Source organism: Noviherbaspirillum malthae (genome assembly GCF_015352985.1).
Taxonomy (GTDB): Bacteria; Pseudomonadota; Gammaproteobacteria; order Burkholderiales; family Burkholderiaceae_D; genus Noviherbaspirillum; species Noviherbaspirillum malthae.
The window spans coordinates 1-14496 of sequence record NZ_JACYXF010000002.1 but is presented as its reverse complement, the minus strand read 5'-3'; the positions used below and the strand labels follow the sequence as shown (position 1 = coordinate 14496).

Sequence of the window (14496 nt, the reverse complement as noted above, 5' to 3'; positions counted from 1 at the left end):
GAGCGCGACAGAAACGTAAACCGATATCGTGTGTCCATCCTGAACATGCGATGAACCTGCGGGGAGCACATGCAATGACGACGCAAAGTGAAGTCAATCGTACCGAGCAGCAAGAAGACCTTCTGAAGAGCCTGATCGCATTCACCAAGGACCATCGCGCCACCTACTGGTCCGGAACCCTCTCCGAGTTCCTCGAACGAGTCATGACTGCCGATCCGCAAGGCGCAGCGCGCACATCGCATCAGTACATGTGGGACATGATCCGCTGGATGGGCGGAGAAGATGAAAAGGGAAATTTCCGTTGCCGCCTGTTCGACCAGGAACTGTTCGGCGTCGATGAATCGATCGACCGCGTGGTCGACTATTTCAAGGCAGCCGCCGCAGGCTCCGAAGTGGGCCGCCGGCTGCTGCTGCTGCTGGGCCCGCCGTCCGGCGGCAAGTCCACGCTGGTGATCCTGCTCAAGCGAGGCCTGGAGGAATACAGCCATACCGAGGCCGGCGCGATCTACGCCATTCAGGGATGCCCGGTGCATGAGTCGCCCTTGCACCTCGTGCCGCACTCCCTGCGTTCGCGATTCCGCGAAACCTACGGGGTCGATATCAAGGGTGAAGTCTGTCCGCATTGCCGCACGCGTCTGGAGAACGATTACCAGGGCGATTTCCTGCGCATGCCGGTCGAGCGCATTTTCATTTCCGAAGCCGGCCGCGTCGGCATCGGCACCTATGCGCCGCATGACCCGACCACCGCCGATCTCGCCGACCTGGTCGGTTCCGTCGACCTGTCCAAGGTGGCGGAATACGGCGACGAGGGCGATCCGCGGGCGTGGTCCTGGTCCGGTGCAGTGTATGCGGCAAGCCGCGGCATGCTGGAAATGATCGAGATCCTCAAGGTCAAGCGCGAATTCCTCTATCTTCTGCTGACGCTGACGCAGGAAAAGAATGTGAAGGTCTCGCGCTTCCCGCTGATCTATCTCGATGAAACCATTCTTGCGCATACCAACTTGGCGGAGTTCCGCAAGTTCCTGCAGGAGAGCGAGAACGAGGCGCTGCTCGACCGCATGGTCATCATCCAGGTGCCCTATACGCTCAATTACAAGGACGAGGCCCGGATTTACAAGAAGCTGATCTCGTCTGCGGCAGCGGCCTTCCGCGAAACGCATCTCGATCCGCATGTGCTGCACGCGGCAGCGGTATTTGCGATCCTTACCCGTCTGCACGAGGGCGAAGACAAGGAACTGGAGCTGGGCAAGAAAGTCAGGCTCTACGCCAATGAAGAGGTGGAAGGCTATGCGCATGCCGAGACGGAGCGCCTGAAGCAGCGCATGCCGGATGAAGGCCTGGGCGGGATCTCGCCGCGCTTCGTCATCAATTCGCTGTCGAACGCGATCATCCAGTCCAATGCGAAGAGCCTCACCACGATGGATGTGCTGCTGGCGCTGAAGGATTCGATCGAGAACGACGCGCGCATCGATCCGAAGCGCAAGCGCAAGTGGATCGATTACCTGGTGCTGGCCCGCAAGGACTTCTACAACCGCTGGGTCAAGGAGGATGTGCACAAGGCACTCTTCGTCTCCTTCGAGCAGGAGGCACAGGACCTGCTTGACAAGTATCTCGACGAGGTAGAGGCAACGCTGGACAACCGGCACATCAAGGATCCGATCACCAACGAGGAGCGCAAGCCCGACGAGCGCTTCCTGCGCGCGGTCGAGGAAAAGATCCATATTTCGGACTCGGGCAAACAGTCCTTCCGTCAGGAAGTGGTGCGCAAGGCCATGGGCGCTTACAAGCGCGGCGAGAAATTCACGCTCGACAGCCATGCCCAGCTGCATAACGCGGTCCAGCAATATCTGTTCGAGCAGCGCCGCGACGTGCTGAGGCTGGTCAGCTCCACCACCCGTCCCGACGAGGAAGTGCGCCAGAAAATCTCGGTGGTCGAAAAGCGGCTCGTCGAGGAATACGGTTACGACAGCCACAGCGCACGCGAGGCGCTCAACTATGTAACCACGCTGATGGCGCAGGAGTAATCCTTGCACATAAGGGCAACCTATGACTCAACTCATTTCGATCTCTGCTGAGACTCCCTGGTACGACCTGTTCTCCAGGGGCTCGCGCGACTGGCTCCGTCACAACGAGAAGGTCCGCGAGGCGGTGCAGCAGAACCTTCCCAACCTGGTGGCCGGGCCGGATGTCATTACCGGCTCGCAGGACAGGACGGTGCAGGTGCCGGTGAAGATGCTGGAACATGCCCGCTTCCGCCTGTCCGAGTCGCCATCGCAGTCGCACTCCAGCGCCGGCCAGGGACAGGGCAAGCCTGGCGACATCCTGCGCCAGGCACAGCCCGACATGGGCGGCGACGAAGGTGAAGGCGGCAACGGCGAAGGCGAAGTCAAGCTGATGCTTGAATTCAAGGTCGATGACATCATCGACTGGCTATGGGAAGAACTGCAGCTGCCCGATCTCCAGCCCAAGCGCAATACCGCCGTCACCGACGACGAGTACGTGCGCGAGGGTTGGGACAAGCATGGCGCCCGCGCGCGCCTGGATCGCCGCCGCACCGTGAAGGAAGCGGTGAAGCGGCGCGCCACGCAGGAAAACCCGGTGCCCTTCACCAACGAGGATCTGCGCTTCAAGCAACTGGTGCACCGGCGCAAGCCGGCCACCAATGCGGTGGTCATCTTTGCCCTCGATGTGTCGGCCAGCATGACCGATGCGGAGCGCAAGCTGGCGAAGAGCTTTTTCTTCTTCGTGCTGCAAGGCATCCGCCGCCGCTACGGGAAGGTGGAGACGCGCTTCATTGCCCATACCACCCAGGCATGGGAATTCACTGAAAGCGAGTTCTTCAACGTGACCGGCACCGGCGGCACCGGCGCTTCGACGGCGTTCAAGATGGCGCTGGAGCTGATCGAGAGCGAGTACGATCCGTCGCAGTACAACGGCTATCTGTTCTATGCATCCGACGGCGAGAATTTCACCGAGGACCGCGCCGCGGCCACTGAGTATCTCGGAAAGCTGAGCCGCCTGCTCAACTATGTCGGCTATGTGGAAACCGTGCCTGGTTCGCCGCGCACCAGCGAAACCGAGATGAAGATGCTTTGCGGCGAAATCGAACGTACCGGAGCCCCGATCGGCAGCAGCATTCTCACTCGCCATGAAGACGTCTGGAAAGCCATCCGCAAGTTCTTCGTGCAGCAGGAATCCGAATAAGGACTGGTTCAATGTGCACAACCACCAATTCGCCGGAAACGATCGAGGCGTTGAAGCAGTATTCATCGCAGATCGAGGACCTCGCGCGCAAGCTCGGACTTGACTACTACCCGGTCGATTTCGAGCTGGTGCCGAACAACTTCATGATGGAAATCGCGGTATATGGACTTCCGGTGCGCATGCATCACTGGTCGTTCGGCATCCGCTATATCCATCAGCTGATACGGCAAGGCATGGGCCATTCGCGGATTTTTGAAGTGATGTTTCCCGGCGACCCCTGCCGCGCCTACCTGGTCAACGGCAATACGCTGCCCGAGAATACCCTAGTGACCGCGCACGTGCTGGGCCATGCCGATTTCTCGAAAAACAATTACCTGTTCGCCAAGTTCATGGAAATGGCGGGCGGCCACATTCTTGAACAGGCCGCTGCGCGGGCACACCGGATCGAGACCGCGATCCAGGAATACGGCCAGGAACGGGTCGAGTCCGTGCTGGATGCGGCGCTGGCGCTCGAGCCGCATATCGACGTCAACCGCGAACTGCACCGGCCGCTCTATCCGACGCAGCATGCTGCCCATGCACCCGAGCCGCAGCTTGATGCCTTCCAGAAGCGCTTCAAGAGCCTTCCTGGCGAGAAAATGCATGTTGACCACCATGACCATGCAAAGCGACCGACCATTCCGCCCCAGCCGGAATACGATTTGTTGTGGTTCATTGCGAACTATGCTCCCGACCTTGAAGGCTGGGAACGCGATATCTTCCTTGCGGTCCGCGAAGAGTCTTTCTATTTCTATCCGGTCTTCGCCTGCCAGATCATGAATGAAGGGTGGGCGTCCTACTGGCATGCACGACTGCTGCGCGAAGCGGATTTCCTGCCGCATGACTTGTATCTGTCAGCAATCAAGGCCCATTCGGATGTGGTGCGTCCCTATGCGGCCGAGCGGCAGCTTGCGCTTGCGGTGAATCCCTACCACCTCGGTTTTTCGATGTGGGAAGACATCGTCGAAAAGCACGGTCTCGACAATGCACGGCGCATCATGAAGGAGGAAGACGACTTCAGCTTCGTGCGCAACTATCTGACCAAGGACTTGATACAGAAGCTGGAATTGTTCGTCTATGAAGCGCGCAACGACGGCGACATCCGCATTTCCGACAATGACGTGCACGCGGTGCATGAGGCCATCCTCGCACCGAAATTCAATTTCGGCGCGCCCCGCATCGCCGCCAACAACATGCATGTCGACGGCAGCCTGCAGCTGATCCATGATCATCAGACCGATGGCCGCGGTGTCGATCTGGGCCGCGCTGAACGCGTGCTGGAATATATCGGCCGGGTTTGGCGGCGCCCGGTCACCTTGCATACCGTGGGAGATCGCGGCGAGGCGCGCGTGGTGACCAGCAAGCGTGTCTGAATCTGCGCACTGAGCGAAAGATGCTGACGGGAAGCGACCGCATCATGCGGCGGCTTCCCGGTTCTATATCCGGCGTCTGACCGGTACCGCGTTAAACAAGCTCGCAGCGTATGGCGGCCGGTTCCGAACACAGCTTCTGCAGCAGGCTTTTCGGAATGACATCATCGACGTCGGTCATTACATAGCCGATCGGTCCGCGCGTCTGAAGATGCTGGGCGACGATATTCAGGCCGGCTGCAGCGAACTCCGCATTCATGCGTGCAATCACGCCGGGTTCGTTGCGATGCACATGCAGCACGCGGCTCTTCGCTTCCTTGGCCACATGCCGGATTTCCGGAAAGTTGACCGCCCAGCGCGTCGTTCCGGCTTGCAGGAAGCGCACCAGCTTGTCGGCCACCTCGCGCCCGATATTTTCCTGGGCTTCCTCGGTGCTGCCGCCGATATGCGGCGTGAGAATGACGTTGTCCAGGCCGCGCAGCGGAGAAACGAATTCCTCCTTGTCGTTCTTGGGCTCGGCGGGAAATACATCCAGCGCGGCACCGGCCAGACGTTTCTCGCGCAACGCCTCGTTCAGGGCATCGATATCCACCACGCCGCCGCGGGATGCATTGATCAGGACCGCGGTCGGCTTCATGCCTGCAATGCGTTCCGCGGTCATCAGGTTTTCCGTCGATTTTCCGCCGGGGACATGCAGCGTTACCACGTCGGCCTGGGCCAGAAGGTCTTCCATATTGGCCGCCGGCCTGGCGTTCCCGAGCGGCAGCTTGCTTTCCACGTCGTAGTAAGCCACGCGCATACCGACGCTTTCAGCCAGGATGCCGACCTGGGCGCCGATATTGCCGTATCCGATGATGCCGAGCACCTTGTTGCGTACTTCATAAGCGCCCTGCGCGCTCTTGTCCCATTGCCCGCGATGCGTACGCGCATTTTTTTCGGGAATGCGGCGCAGCAGGAGGATGGCCTGGGCGATCACGAGCTCGGCGACCGACCGCGTGTTGGAGAAAGGCGCATTGAAAACGGGGATACCGTGGGCCGCCGCCGCGGTCAAATCCACCTGATTGGTGCCGATGCAGAAGCAGCCGATAGCCTTGAGCCCGCGCAGTTTCGCCAGCGAATCAGCGGAAATATGCGTCGCCGAGCGGATGCCGACCGCATCGGCGTCGGCCAGCGCCGACTGCAGTTCATCCGGCTTCAATGCCGTCGGCAACTGCACTACGTCCGTGAATCCGGCTGCGTTCAAATGTTCGACTGCACTGCGATGGATCTTTTCGAGTAGGACGATTTTCGTCATTGGCTATCCTTGTTTAAAGATTCATTTACAATATATCTTAAAAATATTCACCCTGCTCCCGCCACGGAAAGGACCCGGATGCTGAACGAAGAACAGATCGCCGCCAAGGCAACCAGGCAGGCCATTACCAAATTGACCTGGTGGAACGATCGCCTGCTGACGTTTACGACCACGCGGCCGCCGGAGTATTCCTTTGCCGCCGGCCAGTATGCGCGGCTGGGCCTGGCGGATGCGCATGGCGTCATCTGGCGCGCCTATTCCATGACCTCCTCGCCGCAGCAGAAAGACGAGCTGGAGTTCTACGGCATCATCGTCGAAGGCGGACTCTTCACCAGCCGTCTCAAGGCCTTGAAGGTGCATGATCCGATCTACCTCGACAAGCAATGCTTCGGCTTCATGACGCCGGACCGCTTCAGCGACGGCGAAGACCTGTGGATGATGTCGACCGGCACCGGTATCGGTCCGTATATTTCCATGCTGAGAGATCCCTATGTATGGACGCGGTTCCGTCACCTGGTGCTGCTGCACTGCGTGCGCCACGTTGACGAGTTCGCATTTGATAGGGAGCTGCAAAGCCTGCAGTTGCAGCCGCCGGTGCCGTCATCAGCGCAACTGCGGGTGATACGCGCCGTCACCCGCGAAGAGCCGCCGTCAGATGGCAAGGTGCTGCATGGCCGCCTGACATCGCTGCTGCAATCGGGCCAACTGGAAGCGGCCGCGGGACTGCCATTTTCCGATGCGCAAACGCGCGTGATGATGTGCGGCAATCCGGAGATGATTGAAGATATGCGACGTCTCCTGCATGAGCGCGGGATGCGCCCGGTACGGCGCGCCCTGCCCGGCCATTTCGTTACCGAAAACTACTGGTAACGTAGGTTCAGCCTGCGCGTCCCGATACGGCGATGCCGGAAGCAGGCTCGCCTGCTTCAAGATACGGTAGCCAGACGGTGAATTCCGATCCTTGCCCAGGCTCGCTGCTCAAGGTAACGACTCCCCCGTGCAGATCCACCATCTGCTTGACCAGTGCCAGTCCGAGTCCGGTACCCTCGTATTTGCGTGCGAGCCCGCTGTCGAGTTGGACGAAGGGCTGGAACAGCCGGCTGCGGTCGGTTTCATTGATCCCGATGCCTGTATCGCTCACGCATATCGTGAGAAACCGCGGCACCGAAGCCGCCGCGCCCAACTCGCCGCCTACCACCTTGTCGAGCGGAATCTGCGCCGCCGCCATCAGGCACATGCGCAGAACGACGCTGCCTTTGGCGGGCGTGAACTTGATGGCGTTCGAGACGAGGTTGTAGATGATCTGGCGCATCTTGCGCTGATCAACCATGGCCCAGCCAACCGCTTCCATCTGCAGCCGCAGCTGAACCTGCGCTGTGGAGGCCTTCTCGCGAAAAACATTGGCGGTACTCTGCATCAGCCTCTGCACATCGGTCGGCTCCAGCTCCAGTTCCATCTTGCCCGCCTCGACCTTGGACAGGTCCAGGATGTCGTTGATCAGCGACAGCAGGTGCTTGCCGCTTTCGTAGACATCGCCGATCGCATCGACCTGCGGAGCCGCCAGAGGCCCGAGCAGGCCGCTCTTCAACGCTTCGGAAAAACCGATCACCGCGTTGAGCGGGGTGCGCAATTCATGCGACATGTTGGCCAGGAATTCGGACTTCAGCCGGCTTGCCTGTTCCAGCTGAAGATTTTGATGTGCAATTTCCCGGTTGGTCGCTTCCAGCTGGGCGGCATGATGCGCCAGCCGGACGTTGAGTTCGTTGACCTGGCGTTCACGTGCCTGCAGCTGTTCATTGACCAGCACCGCCTGTTCATAGGTGGAGATCAGCAGGTCCAGTATCTGCCGGCGCTCGGCATTGATATGGTGATGAGCGCCATTGAAATAGACGGCGATGCCGTCGCCATCCTGCTGGCCGTCGCGCAGGCGGCGATTCATCAGCACCTGTTCGATGCGCGCCAGCAGATATTCGTCGTTGTAAGGTTTGCGGATGAAGTTATCGGCACCGCATTCAAGACCGCGGACGATATCTTCCGGATCGATCAGGGAGGTGACGAGAATCACCGGAAGATCGCGCAGCTCCGGCTGCGACTTGATCTCCCGGCAAAGGCCGTATCCATCGAGTTCGGGCATGAGAATGTCCGACAGCACGAGTTGCGGCCTATGCTGCCGGATGGCGTCGAGCGCAAGGCGGCCATTGCCTGCGATGCGGGCACGGTAGCCCTTTGCCTCGAGCAGGAGCTTCAGTTTTGCCGCCTGCGTCGGACTGTCTTCCGCAATCAGGATCTCGATAGCGTCTTGCCAGGTCCTGCCTTGTACGTCCACCTTAGGACCTCCTGTTTCAATTCTCTCGGGCCGAGACGAAGACGAGAACGCCAAGGCCCTCCGCGCGTGATGACCATCCGGCGCCCTGCACCGGATGCGCCCTATGGCGCCATTGCTGGCTATTCCTGACCCGCCCTCAACGGCAGCGTTTCACCGCGCCGCATGAGACTGACGATTTCCTCGGGCGGCACCGGCTTGCTGAACAGGTAGCCTTGCATTTCCTCGCAGCCCAGGTTGCGCAGATACTCCATCTGGTGAAGAGTTTCGACTCCTTCCGCGATGGTGATCAGCTCCAGGCTCTTCGCCATCGCAAGGATACTACGTACCAGGGCAGCGCTGCTCGGATAGCTCATCATCTCGTTGATGAACGAGCGGTCGATCTTCAACCGGTCGAGCGGGTACCGCCGCAGGTAGCTCAGCGACGAATAGCCGGTGCCGAAATCATCCAGCGACAGCGCGATGCCGAGCGCTTTCAGTTCATGCATGGCGCGTATCGTCGCTTCCGCGTTCTCCAGGATCAGGCTTTCGGTCAGCTCCAGTTCCAGCCATTCGGCCGGCAGTTTTGCGCCTGCCAGCGCCTGCCTGACTACCATGGTCAGGTTCGACATACGGAACTGCAGGGCCGATACATTGACCGCCATCCGCAGCCGCGGCAAGCCGGCTTCCTGCCATTGCAGCACCTGCTTGCAGGCGGTATCGAGCACCCATGCCCCCACCTGAGGCATCAGCCCGCACTCTTCCAGCAAGGGAATGAAGGTGCCCGGAGACAGCATGCCGCGCTCCGGATGCTTCCATTGCAACAGGGCTTCCACCCCCAGCACCTCGCCGTTGCGCAGCGACAGCTGCGGCTGGTAATGCAGAAAGAATTCGTTTCGTTCGAGCGCGCGGTGCAGCTCGGCTTCCATCTGCAGGCGCTGTTCCGCATCCTCGTCCAGCGCCTTGCCATAGAGCCGGAAGCCGCTGTCGCTTCCCTTGCGGTCTGCCGCCACCCGCGCGCGGCGCAGCAGGTGCATGGGATCGCTTTCAAGCCCGGGATAATGCACTGCGCCGACCGACGCATGCAGGAAAACTTCGCTGTCGCCCACCGGCACTGCCGATTCGATCCTTGCAATCAATTCGCCGGCCAGTCTTTCAATCTCTGCCTGATCGGTCAAACCGGGCATCACCAGCACGAATTCGTCGGTAGCAACACTGGCCAGAAGCCCGTCCGGGCCACGACAGGCATCCAGCCGGTACGCAATCGTACGCAACACCTGTTCCAGCGCGCTTCGTCCGAAGACTTCGGTGGCGCGTCCGACCCGAAGCAGGCGTATGTCGAACATCGCAATCGACTTGTGGCGCTCGGCCAATGCAGGCAGCCGCTCCTCGAGCAGCATGCGGTTGGGCATGCCGGTCTGGGCATCGTAGAACGCCATGTAATACAGCTTGGACTCCGCCGCCAGCCGCTGCTGGTGATTGAGAATGTGGCCCAGCGAAAATCCGATATCGTCCGCCACTTCCTGCATGAGTTCGGTCACTGTCTCGTCGAAGCACTCCGTCTGATCAGTGTAGAGAAGGAACACGCCAACGGTGCGGCCATCCTCGCACAGCGGCAAGCCGGCCATGGCATGGATGCCGCGCTGGAGCAGTTCGGTGGCGCCCATCCGGGCGCCGAGAGTCATCAGGTCGTTGTAAATGCAAAGCTGACTGCTGCGCAAGACATTATCTGCAAGCCCGCCGGCCGCCACCAGCGATTCGTTCAATCCGCAGGCATCGCCATATGCGCTGATCATGCGGAGGCGGTTGCTTCCCGTATCGACCAGGCCGATCCAGGCAAACCGGAAGATGCCGCATTCGACGGCGATCCTGCAAGCATCGCGGTAAACGGAGTCGGGCGATTCAGCGCGGATGATGCTGCGGTTGATGCGGCTGAGCATGGTCAGCACGCGATTGGCACGGTCAAGGCTGGCGACCTGTGTTCTTTTCATGGAGCGGACGCTCCGCAAGTCAGTTCGGCGATGCTGCGCGACAGTTCCCAGCGATCGATCGGCTTGCCAAGTATCCGGTCCACTCCGCAATCCTGCATTCGGCCTCGCGACGCCGCATCGTCCAGGGAAGACACGACAATGACGGGAATATGCGCGGTTTCGGCCTGGTCCTTGAGCTTGCGCGCCACTTCGAAACCGTCCATGCCGGGCATCATCAGATCAAGAAGCACCACGTCGGGGCGCTCTGTCCTGGCCAGCAGCAAGCCCTGTTCTCCATTTGTTGCGGTCAGCGTCCGGTATCCGTCAGAACTTGCAAACACTTCCAGCAATCTGCGATTTCTTTCTTCATCATCGACGATCAGAACCGTCTTTTGCACAACACTTTCCATATCAGCCTGTTTCGATCGCTCCACGCAAGCCGCGATCGCTTCGAGTCATTCGGAAGCACCTGAAGAAGCCTCAGGTGCAAAGCCGACCCACTATCAACCGGGACTACAGACACCGCCATGCCGCCAGATCGCATGTCCTGCGATGACGGTCAGGCGAGTTTAGAAAACCCTGAAGGTACAACGTTCGAATATAGTCGGTACCTGCGGATATCGGTATCCCATATTCAATAGATAAGGGCGACTTTCCTCATTATGTTGCCTTAGGACAACTTCGTAGGCTTGATAAATATCAATCCCGTTGATTGCAAATCAACAATTGGTAACAAAAAAGCCCGGATCGCTCCGGGCTTTCGGCACACCATTCAAAAGAACGTATTGAATTTTCAGCTGATGGCTTAGTTGAAGCTCTTGCCTTCCGCAGCCAGCTTGGCAAGCAGCGGTGCCGGATTCCATGCTTCACCGTGACGTCCCTTGGCATACTTCTCCATCGCCATGACCACGTTCGGCAGGCCGACGGTATCGGCGTAGAACATGGGGCCGCCGCGGAACAGCGGGAAGCCGTAGCCGGTCAGGTAGACCATGTCGATGTCGGAGGCACGCTGCGCAATTCCCTCTTCGAGAATATAGGCAGCTTCGTTGACCAGCGCATAGACCAGGCGCTCGACGATTTCCTGGTCGCTGATCTTGCGGCGCTCGATGCCGAGATCGGCCGAATGCTTGATGATCATGTCATTGACGACCTGGGAAGGATACGGCTTGCGGTCGCCCGGCTTGTAGTCGTACCAGCCTGCAGAGGTCTTCTGTCCGAAACGTCCCATTTCGCACAGCAGGTCGGCCGTCTTGGAGTAAGTCACTTCCGGCTTTTCCACGTAGCGGCGCTTGCGAATGTACCAGCCGATATCGTTGCCGGCGAGGTCACCCATGCGGAAAGGGCCCATCGCAAAGCCGAATTTTTCGATCGCCTTGTCGACCTGTTCCGGCAGCGCGCCCTCTTCCAGCAGGAAGCCCGCCTGGCGGCTGTACTGCTCGATCATGCGGTTGCCGATGAAGCCGTCGCACACGCCGGAGACCACGCCGGTCTTCTTGATCTTCTTTGACAGCTGCAGCGATGTCGCGAGCACGTCCTTGCCAGTCTTTGCGCCGCGCACGATCTCGAGCAGCTTCATCACGTTGGCCGGGCTGAAGAAGTGCAGGCCGATCACATCCTGCGGACGCTTTGTGAAGCTGGCGATCTTGTCGACATCCAGCGTGGAAGTATTCGAAGCGAGGATCGCGCCCTGCTTCATCACTTCATCGAGCTTGTTGAAGACCTGTTCCTTGACGCCGATGTCCTCGAACACCGCTTCCACCACGATGTCGGCCTGGCCGATTTCCTCGTAGGACAGCGTGCCGGTGATCAGGCCGATGCGCTGGTCGAACTTCTCCTGCGTCAGCTTGCCCTTTTTCAGCGTATTTTCATAATTCTTGCGGATGGTGGCGAGGCCCTTGTCCAGCGCCTCCTGCTTCATCTCGAGGATCTTGACCGGGATGCCGGCATTGGCGAAGTTCATCGCGATGCCGCCGCCCATGGTGCCTGCGCCGATGACGGCCGCCGACTTGATCGGGCGGGTCGGCGTATCTTCCGGCACGTCAGGCACCTTGCTCGCGGCGCGCTCGCCGAAGAAGGCATGGCGCAGGGCTTTTGATTCGGTGGTCTGCACGAGGTCGACGAAGAGTTCGCGCTCGAACTTCAAGCCGTCGTCAAACTTCTTGGTGACGGCAGCAGCCACGGCTTCCACGCACTTGAGCGGTGCCGGGAACGGACCGGCCATTGCCCTGACGGTATTGCGGGAGAACTGCAGGAAACCTTCGTAGTTCGGATAATCGATCTTGATGTCGCGCACTTTCGGCAGCGGACGCACATCGGCCACCTTGTTGGCAAAGGCGATTGCACCTTCGAGCAGGTCGCCCTCGATCATTTCATTGAACAGCGCAGTCTTGGCAAGCTTTTCAGAAGGTACCGGGTTGCCGGACACGATCATGTTCAGGGCCATTTCCAGGCCGAGCACGCGCGGCAGGCGCTGCGTGCCGCCGGCACCGGGAAGAATGCCGAGCTTGACTTCCGGCAGCGCAATCTGTGCCCCGGCCGACGCAACGCGGTAGTTGCAACCCAGTGCGAGCTCGAGGCCGCCGCCCATGCAGACGGTATGAATCGCTGCCACCACCGGCTTGGTCGAGCCTTCGACGACGTTGATCACGGTGTGCAGCGTCGGTTCGGCCAGTGCCTTGGGCGAATTGAATTCCTTGATGTCGGCACCGCCGGAGAAGGCCTTGCCCGCACCGGTAATGACGATCGCCTTGACCGCATTGTCGTCGAGCGCCTGCTTCATGCCGTTGACGATGGCGCTGCGAGTGGAATGACCGAGGCCGTTGACCGGAGGATTGTTGAGCGTAATGACGGCGACCGCGCCATTGACCTTGTATTCGGCTGTCATATCTCTTCCTTTAAATTAGATGTCTGAATCCGCGTCTGCGCTCGAAGCGGCAGCGTGAATTTCATCGAGGCTGATGTTATTGTGCGACGCTCAAAACTATACCGCAAAAAAGCACGCCCGTATTATTTTCAGCAAAAAAAACCGGGCCTTGGATAGACCCGACCGTTGAAGGCGAGTTGCGACGAGTGAATCTCAAAGCTGGCCTCATCTCCTTTTCACTGGCCTTCCTGACCGCGGGCGCGTTCCTCTTCTGCATTCTCTGCAGGAAAATAACCAAGCGGCGGAAGTTTCTCGAAACCATGCAACACCTAACTGCAGACCTCAAGTTGCTAGGCCCTTTTCTATTGAGCGCCTTCCTCCAGCAGCGCAGTCAAACGCTGCATTTCTTCCGCAATCTCCGCCGGAAACGATGCTGCTTCCCAGGCGCGGAAATCTCCCGACGCGTAGGCCAGCGCATTTCGGTAATAGAGATAGGCGTTGATCCGGTTGCGTACAAAATTGTTCTGGGTGCGCGTAACCTTGCCGGGTGCGCCCATGACAATTGAATTCGGCGGAATGACTGTACCTTCCTTGAGAAAGCTGTGCCCAGCGACGATGCAGTTGTCGCCGATCACGCAGCCGTCCATGATCGTGGAATTGATGCCGATCAGGCAGTTGTCGCCGATGGCGCAGCCATGAATGGTGCAGTGATGCGTGATCGAGCAATGGGCGCCAATAATGGTGGGAGTACGGTCACCGATGTGCAGCATCACGAAATCCTGAATATTTGTGTACTCGCCCACGATGATTTCCCGCTGCTCGGCGCGCGCAACGACGTTCATCCAGATCGAAGCATTCCTGCCTATCCTGACCTTGCCGTAGAGTGCCGCGCTGTCGTGCACGTAAGCGGGTGCGTCCAGAACCACGTCCGGGCCGAAGAATGCCATCTTGCCTCCCTCAGACAGATGCCGGAGCCGACATCTGAACCATGAAAAATGCGCGGCGAACTCGGCGCCGCGCACATGCCGGCTTACACTTCCAGCCACTCCTTGCGGATAGCCGCATTCGCACGCAGATCGTCGGGCGTGCCCTCGAACACGATCGCGCCGTGTCCCATCACATACACCCGCTGCGAGATCTCCATCGCAATGGCCAGCTTCTGCTCCACCAGCAGCACCGAGATGCCCCGGTTCTTCAGCTCCATCAGGTACTCCCCCACCAGCTCCACGATCTTCGGCGCCAGGCCCTCGGTCGGCTCGTCGATCATGATCAGGTCAGGGTCGCCCATCAGCGTGCGGCACAGGGTCAGCATCTGCTGCTCGCCGCCCGACAGGACCCCGGCAGGCGTATGCTGGCGCTCCTTCAGCCGCGGAAACATCTTGTACATGTCATTGAGGCTCCAGCGCGACTTCTTGCCCTTCTTCTCGCCCAGCACCAGGTTCTGCTCCACCGAC

General features: G+C 59.7%; 11 protein-coding genes. 4 read left to right on the top strand and 7 right to left on the bottom strand.

Annotation, left to right across the window (positions count from 1 at the left end; all coding sequences use genetic code 11):
* Positions 1-74: 74 nt before the first annotated feature.
* The 3 genes from IGW03_RS03925 to IGW03_RS03915 are packed head-to-tail and all read left to right on the top strand — an operon-like array spanning position 75 to position 4616.
* Entirely contained in the window at positions 75-2024 is a 1950-nt protein-coding gene (locus IGW03_RS03925; RefSeq protein ID WP_194721230.1) for a serine protein kinase, read from the top strand.
* Positions 2025-2046: 22 nt separating this feature from the next.
* On the top strand, positions 2047-3204 hold the full coding sequence (locus IGW03_RS03920; protein WP_194721229.1) for a DUF444 family protein: 1158 nt from the start codon (positions 2047-2049) through the stop codon (positions 3202-3204).
* Between the two features lie 11 nt (positions 3205-3215).
* The gene (locus tag IGW03_RS03915; protein WP_194721228.1) at positions 3216-4616 is read left to right on the top strand and encodes a SpoVR family protein; all 1401 of its coding nucleotides are present in this window, start codon (positions 3216-3218) and stop codon (positions 4614-4616) included.
* Positions 4617-4707: 91 nt separating this feature from the next.
* Here IGW03_RS03915 and serA read toward each other — a convergent pair whose 3' ends face one another.
* Positions 4708-5907, bottom strand: coding sequence for a phosphoglycerate dehydrogenase (gene serA / locus IGW03_RS03910; protein ID WP_194721227.1), 1200 nt, complete (start codon positions 5905-5907; stop codon positions 4708-4710).
* 78 nt (positions 5908-5985) lie between these two features.
* On the opposite strand from serA, the gene IGW03_RS03905 reads away from it, so the two are divergent.
* Complete coding sequence (locus IGW03_RS03905) at positions 5986-6777, top strand: ferredoxin--NADP reductase (protein ID WP_194721226.1); 792 nt, start codon at positions 5986-5988, stop codon at positions 6775-6777.
* A 7-nt stretch (positions 6778-6784) separates the two neighbouring features.
* Here IGW03_RS03905 and IGW03_RS03900 read toward each other — a convergent pair whose 3' ends face one another.
* The 6 genes from IGW03_RS03900 to IGW03_RS03875 form a co-directional block, all read right to left on the bottom strand.
* Complete coding sequence (locus tag IGW03_RS03900; protein WP_194721225.1) at positions 6785-8233, bottom strand: hybrid sensor histidine kinase/response regulator; 1449 nt, start codon at positions 8231-8233, stop codon at positions 6785-6787.
* Positions 8234-8352: 119 nt separating this feature from the next.
* Complete coding sequence (locus tag IGW03_RS03895) at positions 8353-10200, bottom strand: putative bifunctional diguanylate cyclase/phosphodiesterase (RefSeq protein ID WP_194721224.1); 1848 nt, start codon at positions 10198-10200, stop codon at positions 8353-8355.
* Complete coding sequence (locus tag IGW03_RS03890; RefSeq protein WP_323744921.1) at positions 10197-10577, bottom strand: response regulator; 381 nt, start codon at positions 10575-10577, stop codon at positions 10197-10199. The genes IGW03_RS03895 and IGW03_RS03890 overlap by 4 nt, the downstream gene beginning before the upstream one ends.
* Positions 10578-10984: 407 nt before the next feature.
* Positions 10985-13063, bottom strand: coding sequence for a 3-hydroxyacyl-CoA dehydrogenase NAD-binding domain-containing protein (locus IGW03_RS03885; RefSeq protein WP_194721222.1), 2079 nt, complete (start codon positions 13061-13063; stop codon positions 10985-10987).
* A gap of 341 nt (positions 13064-13404) precedes the next feature.
* On the bottom strand, positions 13405-13989 hold the full coding sequence (locus IGW03_RS03880; RefSeq protein ID WP_194721221.1) for a gamma carbonic anhydrase family protein: 585 nt from the start codon (positions 13987-13989) through the stop codon (positions 13405-13407).
* Positions 13990-14072: 83 nt separating this feature from the next.
* On the bottom strand, positions 14073-14496 hold a 424-nt coding region (locus IGW03_RS03875), incomplete at its 5' end, for an ABC transporter ATP-binding protein (protein ID WP_194721220.1).

What these genes read in the sequence shown, in the direction of transcription:
- IGW03_RS03925 (WP_194721230.1), top strand. Translation starts at nt 75, where the DNA reads ATGACGACGCAAAGTGAAGTCAATCGTACCGAGCAGCAAGAAGACCTT.
- IGW03_RS03920 (WP_194721229.1), top strand. Translation starts at nt 2,047, where the DNA reads ATGACTCAACTCATTTCGATCTCTGCTGAGACTCCCTGGTACGACCTG.
- IGW03_RS03915 (WP_194721228.1), top strand. Translation starts at nt 3,216, where the DNA reads ATGTGCACAACCACCAATTCGCCGGAAACGATCGAGGCGTTGAAGCAG.
- serA (WP_194721227.1), bottom strand. Translation starts at nt 5,907, where the DNA reads ATGACGAAAATCGTCCTACTCGAAAAGATCCATCGCAGTGCAGTCGAA.
- IGW03_RS03905 (WP_194721226.1), top strand. Translation starts at nt 5,986, where the DNA reads ATGCTGAACGAAGAACAGATCGCCGCCAAGGCAACCAGGCAGGCCATT.
- IGW03_RS03895 (WP_194721224.1), bottom strand. Translation starts at nt 10,200, where the DNA reads ATGAAAAGAACACAGGTCGCCAGCCTTGACCGTGCCAATCGCGTGCTG.
- IGW03_RS03885 (WP_194721222.1), bottom strand. Translation starts at nt 13,063, where the DNA reads ATGACAGCCGAATACAAGGTCAATGGCGCGGTCGCCGTCATTACGCTC.
- IGW03_RS03880 (WP_194721221.1), bottom strand. Translation starts at nt 13,989, where the DNA reads ATGGCATTCTTCGGCCCGGACGTGGTTCTGGACGCACCCGCTTACGTG.